The 25468-nt window shown below is 51.6% G+C and carries 17 protein-coding genes and 1 pseudogene; 9 read left to right on the top strand and 9 right to left on the bottom strand.

The window, feature by feature from the left end:
* Positions 1 to 142: 142 nt before the first annotated feature.
* Positions 143 to 2770 carry a DNA topoisomerase (ATP-hydrolyzing) subunit A gene (gene gyrA / locus ACJHYO_RS13705; protein WP_001281253.1) on the bottom strand — a complete coding sequence of 876 codons (2628 nt, stop codon included), beginning with the start codon at positions 2768 to 2770 and terminating at the stop codon, positions 143 to 145.
* A 146-nt stretch (positions 2771 to 2916) separates the two neighbouring features.
* On the opposite strand from gyrA, the gene ubiG reads away from it, so the two are divergent.
* Positions 2917 to 3639, top strand: a complete 723-nt coding sequence (gene ubiG, locus ACJHYO_RS13700; RefSeq protein ID WP_000990768.1) for a bifunctional 2-polyprenyl-6-hydroxyphenol methylase/3-demethylubiquinol 3-O-methyltransferase UbiG — start codon at positions 2917 to 2919, stop codon at positions 3637 to 3639.
* A gap of 139 nt (positions 3640 to 3778) precedes the next feature.
* On the opposite strand, the gene yfaL is transcribed toward ubiG, so the two are convergent.
* Positions 3779 to 7537: an AIDA-I family autotransporter adhesin YfaL/EhaC gene (gene yfaL, locus ACJHYO_RS13695; protein WP_410232496.1), complete on the bottom strand. Its 3759-nt coding sequence runs from the start codon at positions 7535 to 7537 to the stop codon at positions 3779 to 3781.
* Between the two features lie 681 nt (positions 7538 to 8218).
* On the opposite strand from yfaL, the gene nrdA reads away from it, so the two are divergent.
* From nrdA to yfaE, 3 genes are all read left to right on the top strand, one after another.
* Positions 8219 to 10504, top strand: coding sequence for a class 1a ribonucleoside-diphosphate reductase subunit alpha (gene nrdA / locus ACJHYO_RS13690; RefSeq protein WP_001075170.1), 2286 nt, complete (start codon positions 8219 to 8221; stop codon positions 10502 to 10504).
* A gap of 189 nt (positions 10505 to 10693) precedes the next feature.
* Positions 10694 to 11824 carry a class Ia ribonucleoside-diphosphate reductase subunit beta gene (gene nrdB / locus ACJHYO_RS13685; protein ID WP_000332036.1) on the top strand — a complete coding sequence of 377 codons (1131 nt, stop codon included), beginning with the start codon at positions 10694 to 10696 and terminating at the stop codon, positions 11822 to 11824.
* Entirely contained in the window at positions 11824 to 12078 is a 255-nt protein-coding gene (yfaE, locus tag ACJHYO_RS13680; protein ID WP_000135040.1) for a ferredoxin-like diferric-tyrosyl radical cofactor maintenance protein YfaE, read from the top strand. The genes nrdB and yfaE overlap by 1 nt, the downstream gene beginning before the upstream one ends.
* A gap of 53 nt (positions 12079 to 12131) precedes the next feature.
* Here yfaE and inaA read toward each other — a convergent pair whose 3' ends face one another.
* The 3 genes from inaA to glpT all read right to left on the bottom strand — a co-directional run bounded on the left by inaA (position 12132) and on the right by glpT (position 15424).
* On the bottom strand, positions 12132 to 12782 hold the full coding sequence (gene inaA / locus ACJHYO_RS13675) for a lipopolysaccharide kinase InaA (RefSeq protein WP_000301031.1): 651 nt from the start codon (positions 12780 to 12782) through the stop codon (positions 12132 to 12134).
* Positions 12783 to 12984: 202 nt separating this feature from the next.
* Entirely contained in the window at positions 12985 to 14061 is a 1077-nt protein-coding gene (glpQ, locus tag ACJHYO_RS13670) for a glycerophosphodiester phosphodiesterase (RefSeq protein ID WP_000779110.1), read from the bottom strand.
* Positions 14062 to 14065: 4 nt separating this feature from the next.
* Entirely contained in the window at positions 14066 to 15424 is a 1359-nt protein-coding gene (gene glpT, locus ACJHYO_RS13665) for a glycerol-3-phosphate transporter (RefSeq protein ID WP_000948732.1), read from the bottom strand.
* A 272-nt stretch (positions 15425 to 15696) separates the two neighbouring features.
* Here glpT and glpA point away from each other — a divergent pair, with 272 nt between their 5' ends.
* From glpA to ACJHYO_RS13640, 5 genes and pseudogenes are all read left to right on the top strand, one after another.
* Positions 15697 to 17325, top strand: a complete 1629-nt coding sequence (glpA, locus tag ACJHYO_RS13660) for an anaerobic glycerol-3-phosphate dehydrogenase subunit A (protein ID WP_085455448.1) — start codon at positions 15697 to 15699, stop codon at positions 17323 to 17325.
* Complete coding sequence (gene glpB, locus ACJHYO_RS13655; RefSeq protein ID WP_001209945.1) at positions 17315 to 18574, top strand: glycerol-3-phosphate dehydrogenase subunit GlpB; 1260 nt, start codon at positions 17315 to 17317, stop codon at positions 18572 to 18574. The genes glpA and glpB overlap by 11 nt, the downstream gene beginning before the upstream one ends.
* Positions 18571 to 19761: an anaerobic glycerol-3-phosphate dehydrogenase subunit GlpC gene (gene glpC, locus ACJHYO_RS13650; RefSeq protein WP_001000377.1), complete on the top strand. Its 1191-nt coding sequence runs from the start codon at positions 18571 to 18573 to the stop codon at positions 19759 to 19761. The genes glpB and glpC overlap by 4 nt, the downstream gene beginning before the upstream one ends.
* Positions 19762 to 19953: 192 nt before the next feature.
* Complete coding sequence (locus ACJHYO_RS13645; RefSeq protein ID WP_000140609.1) at positions 19954 to 20913, top strand: ISNCY family transposase; 960 nt, start codon at positions 19954 to 19956, stop codon at positions 20911 to 20913.
* Positions 20914 to 21111, top strand: a pseudogene (locus ACJHYO_RS13640) (hypothetical protein); the annotation flags it as partial. It abuts the gene before it with no gap.
* A gap of 40 nt (positions 21112 to 21151) precedes the next feature.
* Here the strand turns inward: ACJHYO_RS13640 and yfaU are convergent.
* From yfaU to ACJHYO_RS13620, 4 genes are read right to left on the bottom strand one after another with little or no spacing between them, the layout of a single operon-like run.
* Positions 21152 to 21955: a 2-keto-3-deoxy-L-rhamnonate aldolase gene (yfaU, locus tag ACJHYO_RS13635; RefSeq protein WP_000992956.1), complete on the bottom strand. Its 804-nt coding sequence runs from the start codon at positions 21953 to 21955 to the stop codon at positions 21152 to 21154.
* 17 nt (positions 21956 to 21972) lie between these two features.
* Positions 21973 to 23262, bottom strand: coding sequence for an MFS transporter (locus ACJHYO_RS13630; RefSeq protein ID WP_001337870.1), 1290 nt, complete (start codon positions 23260 to 23262; stop codon positions 21973 to 21975).
* A gap of 56 nt (positions 23263 to 23318) precedes the next feature.
* The gene (gene rhmD, locus ACJHYO_RS13625) at positions 23319 to 24524 is read right to left on the bottom strand and encodes an L-rhamnonate dehydratase (RefSeq protein ID WP_001580795.1); all 1206 of its coding nucleotides are present in this window, start codon (positions 24522 to 24524) and stop codon (positions 23319 to 23321) included.
* 14 nt (positions 24525 to 24538) lie between these two features.
* The gene (locus tag ACJHYO_RS13620; RefSeq protein ID WP_000894188.1) at positions 24539 to 25321 is read right to left on the bottom strand and encodes an IclR family transcriptional regulator; all 783 of its coding nucleotides are present in this window, start codon (positions 25319 to 25321) and stop codon (positions 24539 to 24541) included.
* Positions 25322 to 25468 lie beyond the last annotated feature (147 nt).

The following is a 25468-nucleotide window of genomic DNA, read 5'->3' as shown; positions in this document are numbered from 1 at the left end:
ATTCCTTGTGTATAGCCAGCCATTTTTTACGGGCACAGCCAAACTTTACCGCGCCCTAATACGACAAAAGCCCAGACTTTACAGCCTGGACTTTTCAATTCAAAAAAGGGAGATGGCTCCCTTTTGGCATGAAGCGATGAAATTATTCTTCTTCTGGCTCGTCGTCAACGTCCACTTCCGGAGCGATTTCATCGTCCCCTTCCGCGGCACTGCCGTCGATGGTATCCAGATCTTCCTCGTCAACCGGTTCAGCAACACGTTGCAGACCCACCACGTTTTCATCTTCCGAAGTACGGATAAGGATTACGCCCTGGGTGTTACGGCCTACGATACTGATTTCCGACACGCGAGTACGTACCAGCGTACCGGCGTCGGTGATCATCATGATCTGGTCGCAGTCATCTACCTGCACCGCGCCAACCACTAAACCGTTACGTTCGGTAACCTTGATGGAGATAACCCCTTTCGTCGCACGCGACTTGGTTGGGTATTCCGCCACTGCGGTACGTTTACCATAACCGTTCTGCGTTGCGGTGAGGATTGCGCCATCGCCACGAGGCACGATCAGAGAGACGACTTTATCGCCTTCGCCTAAACGAATACCACGAACACCGGTGGTGTTGCAGCCCATCGCACGGACAGAAGACTCTTTAAAGCGCACCACTTTACCTTCAGCGGAGAACAGCATTACTTCGTCTTCGCCGCTGGTCAGGTCAACGCCGATCAGCTCATCGCCTTCAACCAGTTTGATCGCCACTTTACCGGCGGTACGCAGACGGTTGAACTCGGTGAGGACGGTTTTCTTCACAGTACCGTTAGCGGTCGCCATGAAGACTTTCACGCCTTCTTCAAACTCGGTCACCGGCAGGATCGCGGTGATACGTTCGTCCTGTTCCAGCGGCAGCAGATTGACGATCGGACGACCACGTGCGCCACGAGTAGCTTCTGGTAACTGGTAGACCTTCATCGAATAGACGCGGCCACGGCTGGAGAAGCACAGAATATGATCGTGAGTGTTCGCCACCAGCAGTCGGTCGATAAAGTCTTCTTCTTTAATACGTGCGGCAGATTTACCTTTCCCGCCACGACGCTGCGCTTCGTATTCAGAAAGCGGCTGATACTTCACGTAACCCTGGTGAGAAAGCGTGACCACCACATCTTCCTGGGTGATCAGATCTTCCAGGTTGATGTCGGCGCTGTTAGCGGTGATTTCGGTACGACGTTTGTCACCGAACTGTTCACGAACCAACTCCAGCTCTTCACGGATCACTTCCATCAGACGATCGGCGCTACCAAGAATACGCAACAGTTCCGCAATCTGATCCAGCAGCTCTTTGTATTCGTCGAGCAGTTTTTCGTGCTCAAGGCCGGTCAGTTTCTGCAGACGCAGATCCAGAATCGCCTGAGCTTGCTGTTCGGTCAGGTAGTACAGACCATCACGCACGCCGAACTCTGGCTCCAGCCATTCCGGACGCGCAGCATCGTCGCCCGCACGTTCCAGCATCGCAGCAACGTTGCCCAGCTGCCACGGATTTGCAACCAGCGCGGTTTTCGCTTCTGCAGGCGTCGGCGCATGACGGATCAGTTCGATGATCGGGTCGATGTTCGCCAGCGCCACGGCTAATGCTTCAAGGATATGAGCACGATCGCGAGCTTTACGCAGTTCGAAAATAGTACGACGGGTCACTACTTCACGGCGGTGACGAACAAACGCCGCGATGATATCTTTCAGGTTCATGATCTTCGGCTGACCATGGTGCAATGCCACCATGTTGATACCGAAAGAAACCTGCAGCTGGGTCTGGGAGTAGAGGTTGTTGAGCACAACTTCACCGACCGCATCGCGTTTCACTTCAATCACGATACGCATACCGTCTTTGTCAGACTCGTCACGCAGCGCGCTGATGCCTTCCACGCGTTTTTCTTTTACCAGTTCCGCAATTTTTTCGATCAGGCGCGCTTTGTTCACCTGATACGGAATTTCGTGGACGATAATGGTTTCACGTCCGGTTTTGGCGTCAACTTCTACTTCGGCACGGGCGCGGATATATACCTTGCCGCGACCGGTACGGTAAGCTTCTTCAATACCGCGACGACCGTTAATGATTGCCGCCGTCGGGAAGTCCGGCCCCGGGATGTGTTCCATCAGCCCTTCAATGCTGATGTCTTCATCATCGATATACGCCAGACAACCGTTGATGACTTCCGTCAGGTTGTGCGGCGGGATGTTGGTTGCCATACCTACGGCGATACCGGAAGAACCGTTCACCAGCAGGTTAGGAATTTTGGTTGGCATGACGTCCGGAATTTTTTCCGTACCGTCATAGTTATCAACGAAATCGACCGTCTCTTTTTCGAGATCAGCCATCAGTTCATGGGCAATTTTCGCCAGACGGATTTCCGTATAACGCATTGCCGCCGCAGAGTCGCCGTCGATGGAACCGAAGTTACCCTGACCGTCTACCAGCATGTAACGCAGCGAGAATGGCTGCGCCATACGGACGATCGTGTCATAAACCGCCGAGTCACCATGGGGATGGTATTTACCGATTACGTCACCAACGACACGGGCAGATTTTTTATAGGCTTTGTTCCAGTCATTGCCTAGTACGTTCATGGCGTAAAGTACGCGACGGTGTACCGGCTTCAGGCCATCTCGGACATCTGGCAGCGCACGGCCAACAATGACCGACATCGCATAATCCAGATAGGAGCTCTTCAGCTCTTCCTCAATGTTGACCGGTGTAATTTCTCTCGCAAGGTCGCTCATCTAACCGCTATCCCTCTACTGTATCCCGGATTCAAAGGTCGCAAATTATAACACAGCCGCGCAGTTTGAGGTAAACCTATACGCTTTATTCACATCCAATGCCTGATATACTCGTTTGTCTTGCCAATTACGGAGTAGAAGTGCCAATGAATGCCGAAAAATCGCCGGTAAACCACAACGTAGACCACGAAGAGATCGCTAAATTTGAAGCCGTCGCCTCCCGCTGGTGGGATCTTGAAGGTGAGTTCAAACCGCTGCACCGCATTAACCCGCTGCGTCTGGGCTATATTGCCGAGCGTGCTGGCGGTTTATTTGGCAAAAAGGTGCTCGATGTCGGTTGTGGCGGCGGCATTCTGGCCGAGAGTATGGCGCGGGAGGGCGCGACGGTGACCGGTCTGGATATGGGCTTTGAGCCATTGCAGGTGGCAAAACTGCACGCACTGGAAAGCGGCATTCAGGTGGATTACGTGCAGGAAACCGTGGAAGAGCACGCGGCAAAACATGCCGGACAGTATGACGTGGTGACCTGTATGGAGATGCTGGAGCACGTCCCCGATCCTCAGTCAGTGGTCAGAGCCTGTGCGCAACTGGTGAAACCGGGCGGCGATGTCTTTTTCTCGACGCTTAACCGCAACGGCAAGTCATGGCTGATGGCGGTGGTTGGTGCTGAATATATTTTGCGCATGGTGCCTAAAGGTACACATGATGTGAAGAAGTTTATTAAACCGGCAGAATTGCTGGGCTGGGTGGATCAGACCAGTCTTAAAGAACGGCATATGACCGGGCTGCATTACAACCCTATAACTAATTCCTTTAAGCTCGGCCCCGGCGTGGATGTGAACTATATGCTGCATACGCAGAATAAGTGAGGTTGTTGTTTGGATTCATCCGGCAACCGCGCCAAGCCTGATGCGGCGCTTGCCGCGTCTTATCAGGCCTACAAATGCTCCCCGTAGGCCAGATAAGGCGTTTACGCCGCATCCGGCAACAGTGCCGGTCAGACAGCGATTACCATTTCACTGTCATCGACAAAAACCCTGCCGTCTGGGCAAAATCATCACTCCCTTTCTGCCACGCCACGCTACCACGCAGCGAAACTCGCTGACTGATATTGCCCGTTATTCCCACTTTTATTTCACCCCGTTGCTTCGCCGCATCGTCACTGATAGTGCTGCCATCTTCTTCAATTCCCGTCGAATGGGGATCGTGATAATAATTCAGATCTAACGTTGGCGTGACACCAACAGCAGTACGCCATTCGCTGTGTAAACCCAGCCGCGTCTGAATATCATCACCCTGCGATTGTGACACGCGCGCATGGTTAGCGGCGGTAAAATCATCCTGCTGCACGCCCTGATAAATCACCTGCGTCTGCGGTTCAATCACCACACCATGCCCCGGTAACCACTGATAACCGGCTTCCAGCGAGGCGATAATCCCCGACGAGTGGTAATGATCCACGCCATCGTCTTGTTCGGAAACATCATTGTTAAACCACACATATTGCAGCCAGCTATCCAACCAGGCCCCCTGCTTCTGATTACCGTGCTGATACCAGCTTGAGGTCAGCCCAACGGCATAACCGTGGTTCTGGTTATCGGCGCGAGTTCCGGTCATATTCGAGCGGCTGTCGCCCTGGTTATCGCTGTAGCCACCAACAATCCCAAGCATCCACTCGCCATCATCACCCCAGTGCCCGCTAAACAGGTTGCCGCTAAGCTGCACCGTAGAAGTGTCTTCATGCTGAGCCAACTGCCCTACCGCCGTGTAATGATAACGCCCGCCGATAACGCGTAAATTCAGCGTCTGACCATCGCCACCAGCGTGATCGCGTCGCTCCATCACAAATGCCTGATTTGCCGCCCGCAGGTTATTAAAATATCCACCAACTTTGGCATTCAACACCGGCTGGTAGGCAGGCGTAGGTTCCGGGTCGGGGGTTGGGTCGGGATCCGGCGTGGGATCAGGATCTGGAGTCGGGTCTGGATCAGGCGGCGGCGTCGGATTGACTTCTTGTGATCGCAGATACCAGTCGTTGTTATCTTCCACCAGCGTGTAGTCATACGCCCCCATATTGACGTAGCCGCTTCCTGCCAGACTGAACTGCGCATTGTTTTGAAACTGCGCGGGATCAGCTGCGAAATCAACTACTTTAATACCTGTAGATGTCGGCTCACCAATACCCGTAATGGGGTTAATTACCACGGCCGTGTTGCCAGCAGTATTACCGTTCAATACCAGTTGGTCACTTGCTGAGTCATCGCCGTTTAATTCGCTATCGAGCAGTAGCGTACCGCCGCCGGTATAATCACCATTTACCGTCAGCGTGTCGCCAGCGACGCCATTTTGCAGGCTAATCGCACCGGACGTATTGGTCAGATTGCCATTAACCGTCACGTCGGAAAGATAAGTCAGGCTGTCAGTTTCAAGGTTGGTATTAAGCTCACCTGCCAGCGTCACGCCATCGGTGGCATTCACCAGCGTACCGTCGCCGCTAAACAGCGAGGCATCCAGCGCCTGGTTCGTATCCTGCTGCGTCAATCGCAACACAGTACCATCGGTTATGTCGATATCGCCGCCAGAGGTGGCATCGATTGAACGAATATCCTGATTTTGCCCGGTTTCAAAAACACCGTCTTCCCCCACCCACAGTGAAGAAACATAAGGAATAATATTCTCCGCTTCACCTTTTAGCGTTCCGTCCTCCACACGTACCGCAGACGTCGCAGTGCCGCTGGCGGTCAACTCCAGCGTACCGCCGCCACTTTTAGTCAACGTGCTTACGCTATCCAGTTGTTGCCCGGTACTATCCGCCATCAACCCGCCCCATTGCGTATCTACGCCATCCTCAACGTGTATTTCGCCATCAGCGCGCATTTCAATATTCCTGCCCTGACCTGTTGTAGCCGAGCGAGTGTCAACATCAGTCGTCACATCCATTTCACTGTGTTGTTGGGGATCTGTGAAGATCACTGAACGGTTGTAACTTGTGTCCCCCAATTGCGAATTATCGCTGACTTCAAGCGTACCGGAGGCGATTTGCGTATTACCGAGATAACCGTTGTTATTCGCCAGCGTTACGCGCTGATCCCCCGCATTAATGACGACATAAACGCCATTCTGGCTGGCATCGCTGCCGCCAATATGTAAATCATCGCCACTGCTGATATCAACGACATCATTACTGCCAATCACTGTCCCCCCGCTGCCGCTGATTTGCAGACCGTCATTGTATGAGCTATCGCCATCCCAGGTGGTGAAATCAGAGAGATCCAATACTCCGCCATTTAGCACGATCGATTGCGGATCGCTCTGCATTGCCCGTAAATCGGCCTGATTCCCCGCCAGCGACAATACGGCGTTATCTTCCACCACAATATCGCCGGTTAATGCCATCGACTGCGCCCCTGTCAGGAGATAGCTGCCATCTTGCGCTACCGTCAACTGTCCTTCACCCTGAATCGAGCCGGAAAAACCGCCCTGGTTTACGGTAACATTGCCGCCTGCGTCGATATTCAAAATGCCATTAGCAAAACCGGTTAATGAGTGCACAAACGTTTGTTGTGTATTGCCAACATTCAGTTCTGCCTGATACTCAGAATGAACAGTGCTGCCGACCATCAGACCAAAGCAATCCTGCGGATCGCTCTGACAGTGCGTGTCGCCGACATTCATTAACTCATCGCTGCGCCCCAGCGTCACCTCGCCATTCTGGATACTCATCTCGCCGGTAAACGCATTATTGTCGGCATTGAGGACTAACTCTCCCGCTCCCTCTTTAACGATGACTCCCGTTCCGGCAAGAGAATCAATCGCGCCATCGTTGCTGGTATTGCCTATTACCAGCGTTTTATCGGCGGCAATGTTAAATTCAGCCACACTATGACCGATATACATAAAGCCCCCCGCCGCTGCCGTCGCCGAATGGTCATATCCCGAGGCACTGTTATTTTCATCAATCATCACACCATTGTTTTGGTCATAATTATCATCAACAGAAATATCAATAAGATACGGGGATGTGGTGCTGCTGGTATAAATTGCTCCGCCATAACCTTCTGCATAGTTATTGGTAAAGGAGGTATTATTAATTATCGTTTTTCCTGAAAGATGTGTGTTATCCGTACTATTATCCGCAACATCAATGGCACCGCCGTCCCCATCACTATAGCTGGTTGATGTATATGCCTGATTATTATTAAAAGCATCATCACTTAAATAGACGTCATTATTGATGGTATAAATTGCACCGCCTTTGCCGTCATTAGCGATGTTATTGTGAAATACGGCGTTAGTGACACGTAAATCGGCGGCACCGGTATCATTGGTACCGGCAGAATAGATTGCTCCGCCATAGCCTCCTGCAACATTACTGTCGAAAATAACATTCGCAAGATTTATCGTTGAGTTTTCTTTAGCAAAGATAGCCCCACCATTATTATATTCGCCACTAACCGAGTTATCAGCAAACAGGGTCATCCCTGTTTCATTTTGTGGTGATATCGTAAATTCAGCACTGTGCTGCAAAAATACTGCGCCACCACTGGTATTATTGACCATACCCGAAAAAATCAACCATTGTCCATCCGCGATGCTCCAGTCCTGTATATTACCCGAAAGGCTTTGCCTGCTGGCCTGACAGCTCGCTTTGATATCATATCCCTGGCATGAATCAATGACCGCTGCGGCACCGTTAGCAGAGAAAAGAGATGCAATCATTGACGGGAGTAAAGATAAATACTCCTTGCGTAGAGAGATAATCCGCATATTCATCTAACCATCATTTTCTATAAGATGGCGTATTTAATCGCATTATGCGATATAGGGTATTTTTCTTTTGTAAATTCTGCCCCTGATGTAATAACTATTTTGTTATTATCTGATAATTAATTTAGATGCATCACAATTCAAATTAATAACTTTAAGGTAAATCGGTTATATTTAAACTGAATTAAAGCAATAAATAATATTCTTATAATAAATACAAAAGTAACAAATTGGCTTAGTATTTAACAATAACCGAATATAAAACAACCATTTCCGACTCAACAATCGCTTACACTCGCTTATATATTGACCACAACTGATACATCAGATTATGTGACGACTTGTGCCTAGATCAATTTTGGCAATCATTAGCAACAAGATTAATAAACCATCTATATCAATTTACCTATCCTATTTTACCGTTCAAGAATTCACCGAACGGTTATTTTTAACAAATTTTTCTCTTCCCATTGACTTTCCCGGACACCTTGTCTGACCTAAGGTGCGCGGAAGCCACTTTTTCCTTCCTGAGTTATCCACAAAGTTATGCACTTGCAAGAGGGCCAGTTTCACACTATCTTGCAGTGAATCCCAAACATACCCCCTATATATAGTGTTCTTAGCAGCTTCCCTCACTACAGGTAGTCTGCATGAAGCTATTGAAAAACAGGTACGACATACATGAATCAGAATCTGCTGGTGACAAAGCGCGACGGTAGCACAGAGCGCATCAATCTCGACAAAATCCATCGCGTTCTGGATTGGGCGGCAGAAGGACTGCATAACGTTTCGATTTCCCAGGTCGAGCTGCGCTCCCACATTCAGTTTTATGACGGTATCAAGACCTCTGACATCCACGAAACTATTATCAAGGCTGCCGCAGACCTGATCTCCCGTGATGCGCCGGATTATCAGTATCTCGCCGCACGTCTGGCGATCTTCCACCTGCGTAAAAAAGCCTACGGCCAGTTTGAGCCGCCTGCGCTGTACGACCACGTGGTGAAAATGGTCGAGATGGGCAAATACGATAATCATCTGCTGGAAGACTACACGGAAGAAGAGTTCAAGCAGATGGACACGTTTATCGATCACGACCGTGATATGACCTTCTCTTATGCTGCCGTTAAGCAGCTGGAAGGCAAATATCTGGTACAGAACCGCGTGACCGGCGAAATCTACGAAAGCGCCCAGTTCCTTTATATTCTGGTTGCCGCGTGCCTGTTCTCGAACTACCCGCGTGAAACGCGCCTGCAATACGTGAAGCGTTTTTACGACGCGGTTTCCACATTTAAAATTTCGCTGCCGACGCCAATCATGTCCGGCGTGCGTACCCCGACTCGTCAGTTCAGCTCATGCGTGCTGATCGAGTGCGGCGACAGCCTGGATTCCATTAACGCCACCTCCAGCGCGATTGTTAAATACGTTTCCCAGCGTGCCGGGATCGGCATCAACGCCGGGCGTATTCGTGCGCTGGGTAGCCCGATTCGCGGTGGCGAAGCGTTCCATACCGGTTGTATTCCGTTCTACAAACATTTCCAGACAGCGGTGAAATCCTGCTCTCAGGGCGGTGTGCGCGGCGGTGCGGCAACGCTGTTCTACCCGATGTGGCATCTGGAAGTGGAAAGCCTGCTGGTGTTGAAAAACAACCGTGGTGTGGAAGGCAACCGCGTGCGTCATATGGACTACGGGGTTCAAATCAACAAACTGATGTATACCCGTCTGCTGAAAGGTGAAGATATCACTCTGTTCAGCCCGTCCGACGTACCGGGGCTGTATGACGCGTTCTTCGCCGATCAGGAAGAGTTTGAACGCCTGTATACCAAATATGAGAAAGACGACAGCATCCGCAAGCAACGTGTGAAAGCCGTTGAGCTGTTCTCGCTGATGATGCAGGAACGTGCGTCTACCGGTCGTATCTATATTCAGAACGTTGACCACTGCAATACCCATAGCCCGTTTGATCCGGCCATCGCGCCAGTGCGCCAGTCTAACCTGTGCCTGGAAATCGCCCTGCCGACCAAACCGCTGAACGACGTCAACGACGAGAACGGTGAAATCGCGCTGTGTACGCTGTCTGCTTTCAACCTGGGCGCAATTAACAGCCTGGATGAACTGGAAGAGCTGGCAATTCTGGCAGTACGCGCACTCGACGCGCTGCTGGATTATCAGGATTACCCGATCCCGGCCGCCAAACGTGGAGCGATGGGTCGTCGTACGCTGGGTATTGGTGTGATCAACTTCGCTTACTACCTGGCGAAGCACGGTAAACGCTACTCCGACGGCAGCGCCAACAACCTGACGCATAAAACCTTCGAAGCCATTCAGTATTACCTGCTGAAAGCGTCTAATGAGCTGGCGAAAGAGCAAGGCGCGTGCCCGTGGTTTAACGAAACCACTTACGCGAAAGGGATCCTGCCGATCGATACCTATAAGAAAGATCTGGATGCCATCGCTAATGAGCCGCTGCATTACGACTGGGAAGCACTGCGTGAGTCAATCAAAACGCACGGCCTGCGTAACTCCACGCTTTCTGCCCTGATGCCGTCCGAGACTTCTTCGCAGATCTCTAACGCCACTAACGGTATTGAACCGCCGCGCGGTTACGTCAGCATCAAAGCGTCGAAAGACGGTATTCTGCGCCAGGTGGTGCCGGACTACGAGCATCTGCACGACGCCTATGAGCTGCTGTGGGAAATGCCGGGTAACGATGGCTACCTGCAACTGGTGGGTATCATGCAGAAATTTATCGATCAGTCGATCTCTGCTAACACCAACTACGATCCGTCACGTTTCCCGTCAGGAAAAGTGCCGATGCAGCAGTTGCTGAAAGACCTGCTCACTGCCTACAAATTCGGGGTCAAAACGCTGTATTATCAGAACACCCGTGACGGCGCAGAAGACGCGCAGGACGATCTGGTGCCGTCAATCCAGGACGATGGCTGCGAAAGCGGCGCATGTAAGATCTGATATTGTGATGCCGGATGCGGCGTGAGCGCCCTACCCGGCCTACGGGTCCAATTTGTAGGCCGGATAAGCGAAGCGCATCCGGCACTGGATGCCCAGATGCGGCATGAACGCCCTACCCAGCCTACGATGCGGTTTGTAGGCCGGATAAGCGAAGCGCATCCGGCATTAAACTCCCAACAGGACACATTCATGGCATATACCACCTTTTCACAGACGAAAAATGATCAGCTCAAAGAACCAATGTTCTTTGGTCAGCCGGTCAACGTGGCTCGCTACGATCAGCAAAAATATGACATCTTCGAAAAGCTGATCGAAAAGCAGCTCTCTTTCTTCTGGCGTCCGGAAGAAGTTGACGTCTCCCGCGACCGTATCGATTACCAGGCACTGCCTGAACACGAAAAACACATCTTTATCAGCAATCTGAAATATCAGACGCTGCTGGATTCCATTCAGGGTCGCAGTCCGAACGTGGCACTGCTGCCGCTGATCTCGATCCCGGAACTGGAAACCTGGGTAGAAACCTGGGCGTTCTCAGAAACGATTCATTCCCGCTCCTATACCCATATCATCCGTAATATCGTTAACGATCCGTCTGTTGTCTTTGACGATATCGTTACCAACGAGCAGATCCAGAAACGTGCGGAGGGGATCTCCAGCTATTACGATGAACTGATCGAAATGACCAGCTACTGGCATCTGCTGGGCGAAGGCACCCACACCGTTAACGGTAAAACCGTAACCGTTAGCCTGCGCGAGCTGAAGAAAAAACTGTATCTCTGCCTGATGAGCGTTAACGCGCTGGAAGCGATCCGTTTCTACGTCAGCTTTGCCTGCTCTTTCGCATTCGCTGAACGTGAGCTGATGGAAGGTAACGCCAAAATTATTCGCCTGATTGCCCGCGACGAAGCCCTGCACCTGACCGGCACCCAGCATATGCTGAATCTGCTGCGCAGCGGCGCGGATGATCCGGAGATGGCGGAAATTGCCGAAGAATGTAAGCAGGAGTGCTATGACCTGTTTGTCCAGGCGGCACAGCAAGAGAAAGACTGGGCGGATTATCTGTTCCGTGATGGTTCGATGATTGGTCTGAATAAAGACATCCTCTGCCAGTACGTTGAATACATCACCAATATCCGTATGCAGGCAGTCGGTTTGGATCTGCCGTTCCAGACGCGCTCCAACCCGATCCCGTGGATCAACACCTGGCTGGTGTCTGATAACGTGCAGGTTGCTCCGCAGGAAGTGGAAGTCAGTTCTTATCTGGTCGGGCAGATTGACGCGGAAGTGGACACCGACGATTTGAGTAACTTCCAGCTCTGATGGCCCGCGTTACCCTGCGCATTACTGGCACACAACTGCTGTGCCAGGATGAACACCCTTCCCTTCTGGCGGCGCTGGAATCCCACAATGTGGCGGTTGAGTACCAGTGCCGCGAAGGTTACTGCGGCTCCTGTCGCACCCGACTGGTCGCAGGCCAGGTGGACTGGATTGCCGAACCATTAGCTTTTATTCAGCCGGGGGAAATTTTGCCCTGTTGTTGCCGGGCAAAAGGCGATATTGAAATCGAGATGTGAATTGGTTTTAACGCCAGATACGACGCTTATACGTCTTATCTGGCCTACAACGATTACATAGCGTAGTAATATGCTTTCACCTGCTCCCAGTCCGCTTTGGGGATCGGCTCCAGATATTTTTCCAGCTGGCGGAAGTCATGATTAATCGCTTTATCACGACGCAAGCGGCGACGACTTTTCTCCAGGTCAAGAAATCCAGCTTCTGCCTTACCTTCTGTTTTCACATAGATATGGCGAACATAACAACAGCCATGCTGACGATTAACGCTATGCATTTTCTTAAACGCCAGCGCCACTGCTTTCAACATGGCTTGCCGTACTTCGTCAGAATAAGGCGATACTGCATGCCGGGCATACCAGTCAGCAATGCTGATGAACCCCGCCATATCTTCAGTCACCAGCAACGCGCGCCATTCACCCTCAATTTTCACCGCTTCACCAAAAACGATCTTCGGCACGATGACACCGGCCCGTTCCAGTTCTTTAATTACCGCAACCTCACGGACAATCGTTGGTCGGCCGAACGGATAACGTACGGAATGAAACAGATGATGCGTCATGCGCTTTACATACAGCTTTTTGCCGTTGCGCTCGACGCATTGCACCCCGCTCATACCATTACGGCGATAGTTAGGCTCTTCAACCCAGTCGCCCTCTGTTGCCCACCAGTGATTAAATTCGTCGTGCTTTGCTGAAACTGCCATACCCTATCGCCTGTCGTTTTTTATTAACGACAATGACTATAGATGTTTAGCTGAGGAAAATCTTAATAATACGTGTTGTATTGACGAGTATCTTATGCCGGGAACAAGTCATCTCGCTCTAAATAATTGCAATTAAGGATAACCCACAGACTTTAATGAAGAGTGGTATCGGATAGCACATAAGTGCCATCCGGTAGTTAATTTACTCTTTATTAAGGAATTTTACTGCCTTATCAGGGAAATCAGTAAATAGCCCATTTACACCCGCTTTGTTATACAGAGCATCATATAACTGATTCACATCAGTAGTGTATTCAGGCAGTTTATCTGACCGCACGGTATAAGGATGCACTACCAGTTTATTCTGCTGAGCATCTTGCACCATGCCAGTGAGTTTGATATTACCCGGCTGCGATGTCTCCTCAATCAACATATGGTAATCCGGACCAATACCATCAGCATATTCCGCCACCTGTTTCATGGCACCCGGCTTAAACATCCAGTCGTAATTGTAATTAACCCAGCTTCCGTCCGGCTGTTTCTGCTGCGTTTCATTCCAGTCGGTATAGGCAATCAACTGTACCAGATTGAGATCCATACCCATTTTGGGTTCCAGCACATTCTTAATACGCTTCAGCTCATCAGCATCAAAACATTGCAAATAAACTTTGTCGTCCTTACCGGTGTAACCATATTTCTTCAGCACTTCCAGCGTTTTTGCCGCAATATCCTTCCCTTCCTGATGATGGAACCACGGCGCTTTAATTTCTGGATAGATACCGATATTTTTCCCGGTAGAGTGGTTTAACCCCTGAACAAATTCAATCTCTTCTTCAAAGGTGTGCACCCGGAAGTCAGATTTACCCATTGGGAAACGCCCCGGATAAGTCTGCACTTTTTTACCGTTTTCAATATCGAAACCTTCGGTAAATTTCAGCGACTTAATTTCATCCAGCGTGAAATCTATCGCGTAGTAACGACCGTCTTTGCGCGCCCGATCCGGGAAACGATCGGCAACATCAGTAACACGATCGAGATAATGGTCATGCAGAACAACCAGATGGTCGTCTTTGGTCATCACCAAATCCTGTTCCAGATAATCCGCTCCCTGCGCATACGCCATCGCTTTTGCTGGCAGCGTATGCTCCGGCAAATATCCACTGGCACCGCGATGGGCGATGACTATTTTTTCGTTGCTGTCCGCCGCCATTGCACTGCTTCCCATGACTAGAGTGCTCATCATGATCGCCATGCTAAGGTTTTTCAGCGTCAATTTCATGCCATTAGCCTCCGTTGCGTTTTTGCAGTAATTGTTCATGGCGACGTTTTTCGCCAATCATCACAACAATCAACAAGATAACCGCCAGAATGCTGCCGCCAATCATTACCATAAAGCCGCCATCCCAGCCGAAGAAGTCCACGGTGTAGCCAACAATCGCGCTCGCCGCCACCGAACCGCCGAGGTAACCAAACAGCCCGGTAAAACCCGCTGCCGTACCTGCCGCTTTTTTCGGTGCCAGTTCCAGCGCATGTAGACCGATCAGCATCACAGGGCCATAGATCAGGAAGCCGATAACAATCATACAAATCATATCGACGGTTGGATTACCTGCCGGGTTCATCCAGTAAACGATAGTCGCGATGGTCACCAGTGTCATAAAGAAGACGCCGGTTGCCCCACGGTTACCACGAAAGACTTTATCCGACATCCAGCCGCACAGCAGGGTGCCCGGAATACCTGCATATTCATAAAGAAAGTAGGCCCAGGAGGATTTATCCAGCGCGAAATGCTTAACCTCTTTCAGATAAGTCGGTGACCAGTCGAGGATGCCGTAACGCAGCAGATAAACGAACACGTTGGCGATGGCGATATACCACAGCAGTTTGTTCGGCAGCACGTACTGCATGAAGATCTGCTTCGCTGTCAGCTCCTGTTCCGCTTTTTCGTTATAGTCGTCCGGATAATCATTTTTGTACTCTTCGATCGGCGGCAGGCCACAGGATTGCGGGGTATCGCGCATCATCGCAAAGGCGAACAGTGCCACCAGAATGGCACAGAAAGCGGGCATATAGAGCGCCGCGTGCCAGTCATTGAACCAGGCCATCCCCAGCAGGAACAGCAGCGGCGGAATACCACCACCGACGTTGTGCGCACAGTTCCACACTGACACAATACCGCCACGTTCTTTCTGCGACCACCAGTGCACCATAGTACGACCACACGGCGGCCACCCCATCCCCTGGAACCAACCGCAGAGGAACAACAGTACAAACATCACCGCAATGCTCGACGTCGCCCATGGCACAAAGCCCATAAACAACATCACTGCCGCCGCCAGAATCAAACCTGCGGGCAGGAAAACGCGCGGATTCGAGCGATCCGATACCGAACCCATGATGAATTTCGAAAATCCATAAGCAATCGAGATCCCCGAAAGGGCAAAACCTAAATCACCGCGTGAGAATCCCTGCTCAACCAGATAAGGCATAGCGAGCGCAAAGTTCTTACGAACCAAATAGTAAGCAGCATAGCCAAAGAATATCCCCAGGAAAATTTGCCAGCGCAATCGACGATAAGTCGGATCGATCTCCGCGGCAGGTAAGCGCGCTTTGTGTGGCGCTGGTTTAAAAATACTCAACATTGATAGCCTCCGTGGCCCGTGGTCTTATTTATGATTAACAGCCTGATTCAGTGGGAGAACCTGCCGTTTCTTGAGTTGCCGCGATGTTAAGAAAACATTCATAAATTAAATGTGAATTACCGCACACATTATTAAATACGATGATTGAAATGTTCAGAATGACGCATGAAATCACGTTTCACTTTCGAATTGTGAGCGAATATGCGCGAAATCAAACAATTCATGTTTTTACTATGGCTAAATGGTAAAAAACGAACTTCAGAGGGATAACAATGAAAACTCGCGACTCGCAATCAAGTGACGTGATTATCATTGGCGGCGGCGCAACGGGAGCCGGAATTGCCCGCGACTGTGCCCTGCGCGGGCTGCGCGTGATTTTGGTTGAGCGCCACGACATCGCAACCGGTGCCACCGGGCGTAACCACGGCCTGCTGCACAGCGGTGCGCGCTATGCGGTAACCGATGCGGAATCGGCCCGCGAATGTATTAGTGAAAACCAGATCCTGAAACGCATTGCACGTCACTGCGTAGAACCAACCAACGGCCTGTTTATCACCCTGCCGGAAGATGACCTCTCCTTCCAGGCCACTTTTATCCGCGCCTGCGAAGAAGCAGGGATCAGCGCAGAAGCCATTGATCCGCAGCAAGCGCGCATTATCGAACCTGCCGTTAACCCGGCACTGATTGGCGCGGTGAAAGTTCCGGATGGCACCGTTGATCCATTTCGTCTGACAGCAGCAAACATGCTGGATGCCAAAGAACACGGTGCCGTTATCCTTACCGCTCATGAAGTCACGGGGCTGATTCGTGAAGGCGCGGCGGTGTGCGGTGTTCGTGTACGTAACCATCTCACCGGCGAAATTCAGGCACTTCATGCGCCTGTCGTAGTTAATGCCGCCGGGATCTGGGGGCAACACATTGCCGAATATGCCGATCTGCGCATTCGCATGTTCCCGGCGAAAGGATCGCTGCTGATCATGGATCACCGCATTAATCAGCATGTGATCAACCGCTGCCGCAAACCTTCCGACGCCGATATTCTGGTGCCTGGCGATACCATTTCACTAATTGGCACCACCTCTTTACGTATTGATTACAACGAGATTGACGATAATCGAGTGACGGCAGAAGAAGTTGATATTCTGCTGCGCGAAGGGGAAAAACTGGCCCCCGTGATGGCGAAAACGCGCATTTTGCGGGCCTACTCTGGCGTACGCCCGCTGGTTGCCAGCGATGACGATCCGAGCGGACGTAACGTCAGCCGTGGCATCGTGCTGCTCGACCATGCTGAACGCGATGGTCTGGACGGGTTTATCACCATCACCGGTGGCAAACTGATGACCTATCGGCTGATGGCGGAATGGGCTACCGACGCCGTATGCCGCAAACTGGGCAACTCGCGCCCCTGTACGACCGCCGATCTGGCACTTCCTGGTTCACAGGAACCCGCTGAAGCTACCTTGCGTAAAGTCATCTCCCTGCCTGCCCCGCTGCGCGGTTCTGCGGTTTATCGTCATGGCGATCGCACGCCTGCCTGGCTAAGCGAAGGCCGTCTGCACCGTAGCCTGGTATGTGAGTGCGAAGCGGTAACTGCGGGTGAAGTGCAGTACGCAGTAGAAAATTTAAACGTTAACAGCCTGCTGGATTTACGCCGTCGTACCCGTGTAGGGATGGGTACCTGCCAGGGCGAACTCTGCGCCTGCCGGGCTGCCGGACTGCTGCAACGTTTTAACGTCACGACGTCCGCGCAATCTATCGAGCAACTTTCCACCTTCCTTAACGAACGCTGGAAAGGCGTGCAACCCATAGCATGGGGAGACGCGCTGCGCGAAAGCGAATTTACCCGCTGGGTTTATCAGGGACTGTGTGGTCTGGAGAAGGAGCAGAAAGATGCGCTTTGATACTGTCATTATGGGCGGCGGCCTCGCCGGATTACTCTGTGGCCTGCAACTGCAAAAACACGGCCTGCGCTGTGCCATTGTCACTCGTGGTCAAAGCGCGCTGCATTTCTCATCTGGATCGCTGGATTTGCTGAGCCATCTGCCGGATGGTCAACCGGTGACAGAAATTCACAGTGGACTGGAATCTTTGCGTCAGCAGGCACCTGCCCATCCTTACACTCTTCTCGGGCCACAACGCGTGCTCGATCTCGCTTGCCAGGCGCAGGCATTAATCGCTGAAAGCGGTGCGCAATTGCAGGGCAGCGTAGAGCTGGCTCACCAGCGGATTACACCGCTAGGCACTCTGCGCTCAACCTGGCTAAGTTCGCCAGAAGTCCCTGTCTGGCCGCTGCCCGCGAAGAAAATATGTGTAGTGGGAATTAGCGGCCTGATGGATTTTCAGGCGCATCTTGCGGCGGCTTCATTGCGCGAATTGGACCTTAAAGTTGAAACCGCTGAAATTGAACTGCCGGAACTGGATGTGCTGCGCAATAACGCCACCGAGTTCCGGGCGGTGAATATTGCCCGCTTCCTTGATAATGAAGAAAACTGGCCGTTGTTACTTGATGCGCTTATTCCGGTCGCCAATACCTGCGAAATGATCCTGATGCCCGCCTGCTTCGGCCTGGCCGATGACAAACTGTGGCATTGGTTGAATGAAAAACTACCTTGTTCATTGATGCTTTTGCCAACGCTGCCGCCTTCCGTGCTGGGCATTCGTCTGCAAAACCAGTTACAGCGCCAGTTTGTGCGCCAGGGCGGCGTGTGGATGCCGGGCGATGAAGTGAAAAAAGTGACCTGTAAAAATGGCGTAGTGAATGAAATCTGGACGCGCAATCACGCCGATATCCCGCTGCGCCCACGATTTGCGGTGCTTGCGAGCGGCAGTTTCTTTAGCGGCGGACTGGTGGCAGAACGTGACGGCATTCGCGAGCCGATTCTCGGCCTTGATGTGCTACAAACCGCTACGCGGGGTGAATGGTATAAGGGCGATTTTTTTGCGCCGCAGCCGTGGCAGCAGTTCGGTGTAACCACTGATGAGGCGCTACGCCCGTCGCAGGCGGGGCAAACCATTGAGAACCTGTTTGCCATCGGTTCGGTGCTGGGCGGATTTGATCCCATCGCCCAGGGATGCGGCGGCGGTGTTTGTGCCGTCAGTGCTTTACATGCCGCTCAACAGATTGCCCAACGCGCAGGAGGCCAACAATGAATGACACCAGCTTCGAAAACTGCATTAAGTGCACCGTCTGCACCACCGCCTGCCCGGTGAGCCGGGTGAATCCGGGTTATCCGGGGCCAAAACAAGCCGGGCCGGATGGCGAGCGTCTGCGTTTAAAAGATGGCGCACTGTATGACGAGGCGCTGAAATATTGCATCAACTGCAAACGTTGTGAAGTCGCCTGCCCGTCCGATGTGAAGATTGGCGATATTATCCAGCGCGCGCGGGCGAAATATGACACCACACGCCCGTCGCTGCGTAATTTTGTGTTGAGTCATACCGACCTGATGGGTAGCGTTTCCACGCCGTTCGCACCCATCGTCAACACCGCTACCTCGCTGAAACCGGTGCGGCAGTTGCTTGATGCGGCGTTAAAAATCGACCACCGTCGCACGCTACCGAAATACTCCTTCGGTACGTTCCGTCGCTGGTATCGCAGCGTGGCGGCTCAGCAAGCGCAGTATAAAGACCAGGTCGCTTTCTTTCACGGCTGCTTCGTTAACTACAACCATCCGCAGCTAGGCAAAGATTTAATTAAAGTGCTCAACGCGATGGGTACCGGCGTACAACTGCTCAGCAAAGAAAAATGCTGCGGCGTACCGCTGATCGCCAACGGTTTTACCGATAAAGCACGCAAACAGGCAATTACGAATGTAGAGTCGATCCGCGAAGCTGTGGGAGTAAAAGGCATTCCGGTGATTGCCACCTCCTCAACGTGTACATTTGCCCTGCGCGACGAATACCCGGAAGTGCTGAATGTCGACAACAAAGGCTTACGCGATCACATCGAACTGGCGACCCGCTGGCTGTGGCGCAAGCTGGACGAAGGCAAAACGTTACCGCTGAAACCGCTGCCGCTAAAAGTGGTTTATCACACTCCGTGCCATATGGAAAAAATGGGCTGGACGCTCTACACCCTGGAGCTGTTGCGTAAAATCCCGGGGCTTGAGTTAACGGTGCTGGATTCCCAGTGCTGCGGTATTGCGGGAACTTACGGTTTCAAAAAAGAGAACTACCCCACTTCACAAGCCATCGGCGCACCACTGTTCCGCCAGATAGAAGAGAGCGGCGCAGATCTGGTGGTCACCGACTGCGAAACCTGTAAATGGCAGATTGAGATGTCCACAAGTCTTCGCTGCGAACATCCGATTACGCTGCTGGCACAGGCGCTGGCTTAAACTCCTTTCTGATGCCCGGTAAGCATGTTGTTACCGGGCATTTTTGCGTACACGATTCCGTGCCCAATGTATGCGTTGCAACGCAGTGAAAATTCCTCTGAAAACGTCTCGCAAAGGCTGAAACTGGCAGATGTCAAAGGCCTGGGATAACCGTAATGTCGCGTCATCATAAATATCAGGTGACGGACAACCATGACCGAATCAACAACCTCCTCCCCGCATGATGCGGTGTTTAAAACCTTTATGTTCACACCCGAAACCGCACGGGATTTTCTGGAAATACATCTACCAGAGCCGCTGCGCAAGCTTTGCAACCTGCAAACCTTACGCCTGGAACCCACTAGTTTTATTGAAAAAAGTTTACGCGCTTACTACTCGGATGTTTTGTGGTCTGTGGAAACCAGCGAGGGTGACGGCTATATCTACTGCGTGATTGAACATCAAAGCTCTGCAGAAAAGAATATGGCTTTTCGGCTAATGCGCTATGCCACTGCCGCCATGCAGCGTCACCTGGATAAAAGCTATGACAGAGTCCCGCTGGTGGTGCCGTTGCTGTTTTATCATGGCGAAACCTCGCCCTACCCATACTCACTTAACTGGCTGGATGAGTTTGATGATCCGCAACTTGCCCGGCAGTTGTACACCGAAGCTTTTCCGTTGGTGGATATCACCATCGTACCTGACGATGAGATCATGCAACATCGGCGTATAGCTCTGCTGGAACTGATTCAAAAGCATATTCGCGACCGCGATTTAATCGGTATGGTCGACAGGATCACCACGCTTTTGGTTAGAGGCTTCACTAATGACAGTCAGCTACAAACACTGTTTAATTATCTGCTGCAATGCGGCGATACCTCCCGTTTCACCCGTTTTATTCAGGAGATTGCCGAACGTTCACCACTACAAAAGGAGAGATTAATGACTATTGCTGAACGGCTGCGGCAGGAAGGGCATCAAATTGGCTGGCAGGAAGGTAAAATTGAAGGTTGGCAGGAGGGGAAATTGGAGGGTTTGCAGAAAGGCAAAGTAGAAGGTATGCATGAACAAGCCATTAAAATTGCCTTGCGCATGCTGGAACAGGGCTTTGAACGTGAGATTGTGCTGGCGACAACCCAACTCACTGATGCTGATATTCCGAACTGTTATTAAAAGGAGAGATTAATGACTATTGCTGAACGGTTACGGCAGGAAGGACATCAAATTGGCTGGCAGGAGGGTAAATTAGAAGGCATGCATGAACAAGCCATTAAAATTGCCTTGCGCATGCAGGAACAGGGCATTGATCGTGACCAGGTGCTCGCGGCCACTCAGCTAAGCGAAGCCAATCTGGCAGCGAATAACCACTAATTAACACAGGCCCACAGCCGATCCCCATGGGCCTTTGATATCAATAACTACCTTTTACGCGTGGCCCATTTTTGCCTGATTTAAACATCGCCAGTCGTTGATCCAGGGCATCGCTGTAGAGCATCGTGTCAACGCCAACAGCGACAAAGTTCGCTCCCCACGCCAGGCATTGCTGCGCCATATCAGGAGCCACAGCCAGAAAACCAGCAGCTTTACCCGCAGCACGGATCCGCCGAATGCTGGTTTCAATAATTCGCTGCACTTCCGGGTGCCCGGCGTTATCCGGGTAGCCCAACGAGGCAGAAAGATCCGCAGGTCCAATAAACACGCCGTCAATCCCTTCAACATCGAGGATTTCGTCCAGGTTATCCAGTGCCGTTTTACTTTCCACCTGCACCAACAGACAAAGCGAATCGTTGACTTGCGCCATGTAATTCTCAATGCGTCCCCAGCGTGCAGCCCGTGCCACACTGGCCCCAACACCACGCTCACCGTAGGGAGGATAGCGCGTGGCAGACACCACCTGACGTGCCTGATCGGCAGTATCGACCATTGGGATCAGTAGAGTTTGCGCGCCAATATCCAGGACTTGTTTAATCAGTGGCTTACTGCCTTCCACCGGACGGATCACGGGGTGGCTGGTATAGGACGCTACCGCCTGTAGCTGGTGATAAAGATCCTGAATGGTGTTTGGCGCATGCTCCCCGTCAATCAGCAACCAGTCATAACCGGAAGTGGCGGCAATTTCTGCCATATAGGCAGTCGTTGAGCTTAACCACAGACCAATTTGCACTTCGCCCTTGCGTAAACGTTCTTTAAAGGGATTGCTTAATAATGCGTTCATGGTGTTCCTTAACCTATTTAATGATGTGCCACGTCGGTCTGCGCAACAGTGCGATTTACACGCAGAGTGAAAATAATCAGCGAACCGATGACCGCCACCGCTGCCAGCGTCAGTAATCCCGCCGCATCGCTGGAAAATAACGTTTCTGCTTTCACGCGCAGGATTGGGGCAATAAACCCGCCCACTGCACCAAACAGGTTTACAAAACCAATCCCCGCAGCCAGCGCCGTACCGGAAAGCAGTTGTGTCGGCATCGTCCAGAACACCGGCTGCACGGCAATAAACCCGATGGCTGCAACACACAGCGCTACGATCGCCAGTACTGGAGAAAGCAGCCCGGACAGACCAATACCAATGCCCGCCGCCAGTAATGTCAGCGCTGCGACATTACGCCGTTCGCCGGTTTTATCGGAGTAGCGCGGAATAAGCCAGGTCCCAAACAAGGCCGCAACCCACGGAATGGCGGTGACCACCGACGCCGTAAAGCCCACTTTTGTCCCCAGCAATGCAGCAACCTGGGTCGGCAGGAAGAAAATTAATCCGTAAACCGCCACCTGAATGGTCAGGTAGATAATCGCCAGTTGCCAGACTCGCCCATTACGCAACGCATCGCTCAGTCGCGAAGTCACTTTCTGTTGTTCTTCACTTGCCAGTTGATTGATAAGTAACGTTTTTTCTTGTTTACTCAGAAAACGTGCCTGCTCCGGTGTGTCATCAAGCCAAAAGAATGTGAATACCCCAGCGCCGACTGCCAGCAATCCTTCAATCACAAACATCCAGAACCAGCCGGGATGCCCCATAAATCCATGCATCTCCAGCAGCGCGCCGGAAAGCGGTGATCCCAGTGTTAACGCCAGCGGTGCGCCCATATAGAACAGCCCCATAATGCTGGCGCGATTACGCTGCGGAAACCATTGCGAAGTGAGATAAATCATACCAGGGAAAAACCCGGCCTCCGCAGCACCAAGCAGAGTGCGAACGATCAGAAATTTCGCTTCAGTATCGGCCCATGCCATGGCAGCCGAAAGAAATCCCCACAGCAGTGTTGTCGTACCAATCCAGGTTCTGGCCCCCAGTTTGCGCATCAAAAGATTCGCCGGAACCCCCAGAAACGCGTATACCACAAAGAAAATGCCTGCTCCCAGCGCATAAGCTTCATTACTCAGCCCGGTATCAATCTGGTAGGTCTGTTTGGCAAAACCAATATTCGAACGGTCGAGAAACGCCAGCACATACAGCGCCAACATAAACGGAATTAAACGCGCGCGGTTTTTCTTCACCACGGCGTCAAGCAAAGCGGTGCTCATAAAAAGCTCCTTAGAATATGTGGGCGTTACCGTTGTCACAGCAACGCCCGGAGTGATTAGTGGCTGTAGGGGCGTTTCAAATTGCAGTCACGATTGAGTTCGACGCCGAAACCGGGTTTATCAAGCACTGATTTATGAATACGACCATTCACCGGTACTGGCTCATTAAGCAGAATCGGATCAAATTGCGGACGCATCGTTGAACAATCCGGGCTGGTCATCAGGAATTCGCTGAATGGCGTATTGGTGAAGGTGATCACCGCATGGTGGGAGTAAACAGACGAACCGTGTGGCACCACCAGTTGCCCCCTGGATTTGGCGATTGCGGCAATTTCCACCAGCGTGGTTAAGCCACCGCACCAGCCAACATCCGGCTGCATAATGTCGATACCGGTTTCTGAAAGCGTACGGAAAGATTGCAGTGTGCCGTGGTGCTCACCGCTGGTGACCATCATCCCCGCTGGTGCGTTGTGTTTCAGTTCGCGATAACCTTCATACTGCTGTGGCGGCAGGCACTCTTCGATCCATTTCAGGTTATAGGGCGCGCAAGCGTGGGCCAGTTTGATGGCATAGTTCACGTCCTGACTCATCCAGCAGTCGAGCATTAACCAGAAATCCTCACCGCATTTTTCACGCATATCCGCGACCATAGCGGCATCTTTGCGGATCCCCGCATCACCATCATGTGGCCCCCAGTGCGTCGGCATTTTGCCACCAATAAAGCCCATCTCTTTTGCCAGATCCGGACGCGCACCTGTGGCGTAGAACTGAATTTCATCACGAACTGCGCCACCTAAAAGTTTATAAACCGGAAGCCCGACCACTTTGCCGAACAGATCCCACAGAGCCAGATCGACACAGGAAATCGTATTCATCACCAGGCCACCAGAGCCGGAGTAATACAGGGTGGCATTGAGCATTTGATCGTGGATCAGTTTGATATCACTGACGCATTTACCCTCAATGAAACGGTTAAGATGTTTTTCGACAATAAAACAGCCCATTTCACCGGCTGTCGAAACGGCGAATCCGGTCTGGCCGTTTTCTGCTTCAACTTCAACAATCAACGTGCCAAGAACGTTAATGCCAAATGACTGGCGGGACTGCTCGTATTCGCGGTATTTACTCATCGGGGTGGCAATATGATCATCAATCCAGTGATTCGCCCCCTGGTCGTGATAATCACCGCCGCCAGCGCCTTTTTCTGCTGTCGCACCGCCAGTAAACCAGGCGCGAACCTGTTTGATTTTTGGTAGGGTCATGATGTTCTCCATTGTTATGAGGCCTGTAAGTCAAAGGGACTTTTCCATCCCAACAGACGTGAAATATCCCTGGCGCAGGCAATGGCTTTGCCCGCCAGATAATCACGGTATTCTTCATTGATTTGTAAGCGGGTACCGACCACCGAGATCGCAGCGGTAAGCTCGTTGTTGGCGTTAAACACCGGCGCAGCGACACAACGGACATCGGCGTAATCTTCGCCGTTGTCATAGCTCCAGCCCTGGCGGCGAATACGCGCCAGTTCTTCGTGAAGTTGCTGTGGATGAGTAATCGTTGTGGGTGTCGCCCGTTCCCAGACCAGCCCTTCGATAATGCTTTGCTGTACAGCTGCAGGTTGCCAGGCAAGCAGGCATTTACCTATTCCGGAGCGATAAAGCGAAAGGCTTTTTCCTTCATGGGAACGCACGCTGATAGTGGCTGATGACTCCACTTTCAAAATGTAATAAGCGCTGCCGTTATCAATAATCCCCAGGTGACATAACAGCCCGGTGGTATCCATCAGTTGCGTCAAACGCGGTCGAGCCAGTTCCCGGAGATCCATCTTGCTTAACGCATGACCGGAAAGCTCCACCAGCCTGGTCCACAAACAAAAATTTTCCTGGTGATCAAGGCTAAGAAAACGCTGACGCCTGAGTTCATTAAGCAGCAAATAGGCTGTGCTTTTAGGGATCCCCAATGTGTCAATGATCGTCGCAGCACTACAGGGGCCAATCCGGGCAATCAAATTGAGAATATCAATAGCCCGTGTCAGGGCGGGAACTTTGCTTGATTCCAACATACTGGACTCCAGTCTTAGATACTGGAATCAGTCTCGTTGCTCAGGGGGAGTAAAATTGTGAAGCGCATCAAATCCCGTTTCTCGTCCAGCGGACTGGAGAAATTACGCACAAATTTGTGAATCAGCGCACGGATTTTTTCTTATTGA

This window comes from Escherichia sp. WS1118 (assembly GCF_046487695.1).
GTDB classification, from domain to species: Bacteria; Pseudomonadota; Gammaproteobacteria; order Enterobacterales; family Enterobacteriaceae; genus Escherichia; species Escherichia coli.
The sequence above is the reverse complement of the archived record's forward strand: the minus strand, read 5'-3'. Positions and strand labels throughout refer to the sequence as shown.

Coding starts and splice junctions, on each gene's coding strand:
- gyrA (WP_001281253.1), bottom strand. CDS start 2,770: ATGAGCGACCTTGCGAGAGAAATTACACCGGTCAACATTGAGGAAGAG.
- ubiG (WP_000990768.1), top strand. CDS start 2,917: ATGAATGCCGAAAAATCGCCGGTAAACCACAACGTAGACCACGAAGAG.
- yfaL (WP_410232496.1), bottom strand. CDS start 7,537: ATGCGGATTATCTCTCTACGCAAGGAGTATTTATCTTTACTCCCGTCA.
- nrdA (WP_001075170.1), top strand. CDS start 8,219: ATGAATCAGAATCTGCTGGTGACAAAGCGCGACGGTAGCACAGAGCGC.
- nrdB (WP_000332036.1), top strand. CDS start 10,694: ATGGCATATACCACCTTTTCACAGACGAAAAATGATCAGCTCAAAGAA.
- yfaE (WP_000135040.1), top strand. CDS start 11,824: ATGGCCCGCGTTACCCTGCGCATTACTGGCACACAACTGCTGTGCCAG.
- inaA (WP_000301031.1), bottom strand. CDS start 12,782: ATGGCAGTTTCAGCAAAGCACGACGAATTTAATCACTGGTGGGCAACA.
- glpQ (WP_000779110.1), bottom strand. CDS start 14,061: ATGAAATTGACGCTGAAAAACCTTAGCATGGCGATCATGATGAGCACT.
- glpT (WP_000948732.1), bottom strand. CDS start 15,424: ATGTTGAGTATTTTTAAACCAGCGCCACACAAAGCGCGCTTACCTGCC.
- glpA (WP_085455448.1), top strand. CDS start 15,697: ATGAAAACTCGCGACTCGCAATCAAGTGACGTGATTATCATTGGCGGC.
- glpB (WP_001209945.1), top strand. CDS start 17,315: ATGCGCTTTGATACTGTCATTATGGGCGGCGGCCTCGCCGGATTACTC.
- glpC (WP_001000377.1), top strand. CDS start 18,571: ATGAATGACACCAGCTTCGAAAACTGCATTAAGTGCACCGTCTGCACC.
- ACJHYO_RS13645 (WP_000140609.1), top strand. CDS start 19,954: ATGACCGAATCAACAACCTCCTCCCCGCATGATGCGGTGTTTAAAACC.
- yfaU (WP_000992956.1), bottom strand. CDS start 21,955: ATGAACGCATTATTAAGCAATCCCTTTAAAGAACGTTTACGCAAGGGC.
- ACJHYO_RS13630 (WP_001337870.1), bottom strand. CDS start 23,262: ATGAGCACCGCTTTGCTTGACGCCGTGGTGAAGAAAAACCGCGCGCGT.
- rhmD (WP_001580795.1), bottom strand. CDS start 24,524: ATGACCCTACCAAAAATCAAACAGGTTCGCGCCTGGTTTACTGGCGGT.
- ACJHYO_RS13620 (WP_000894188.1), bottom strand. CDS start 25,321: ATGTTGGAATCAAGCAAAGTTCCCGCCCTGACACGGGCTATTGATATT.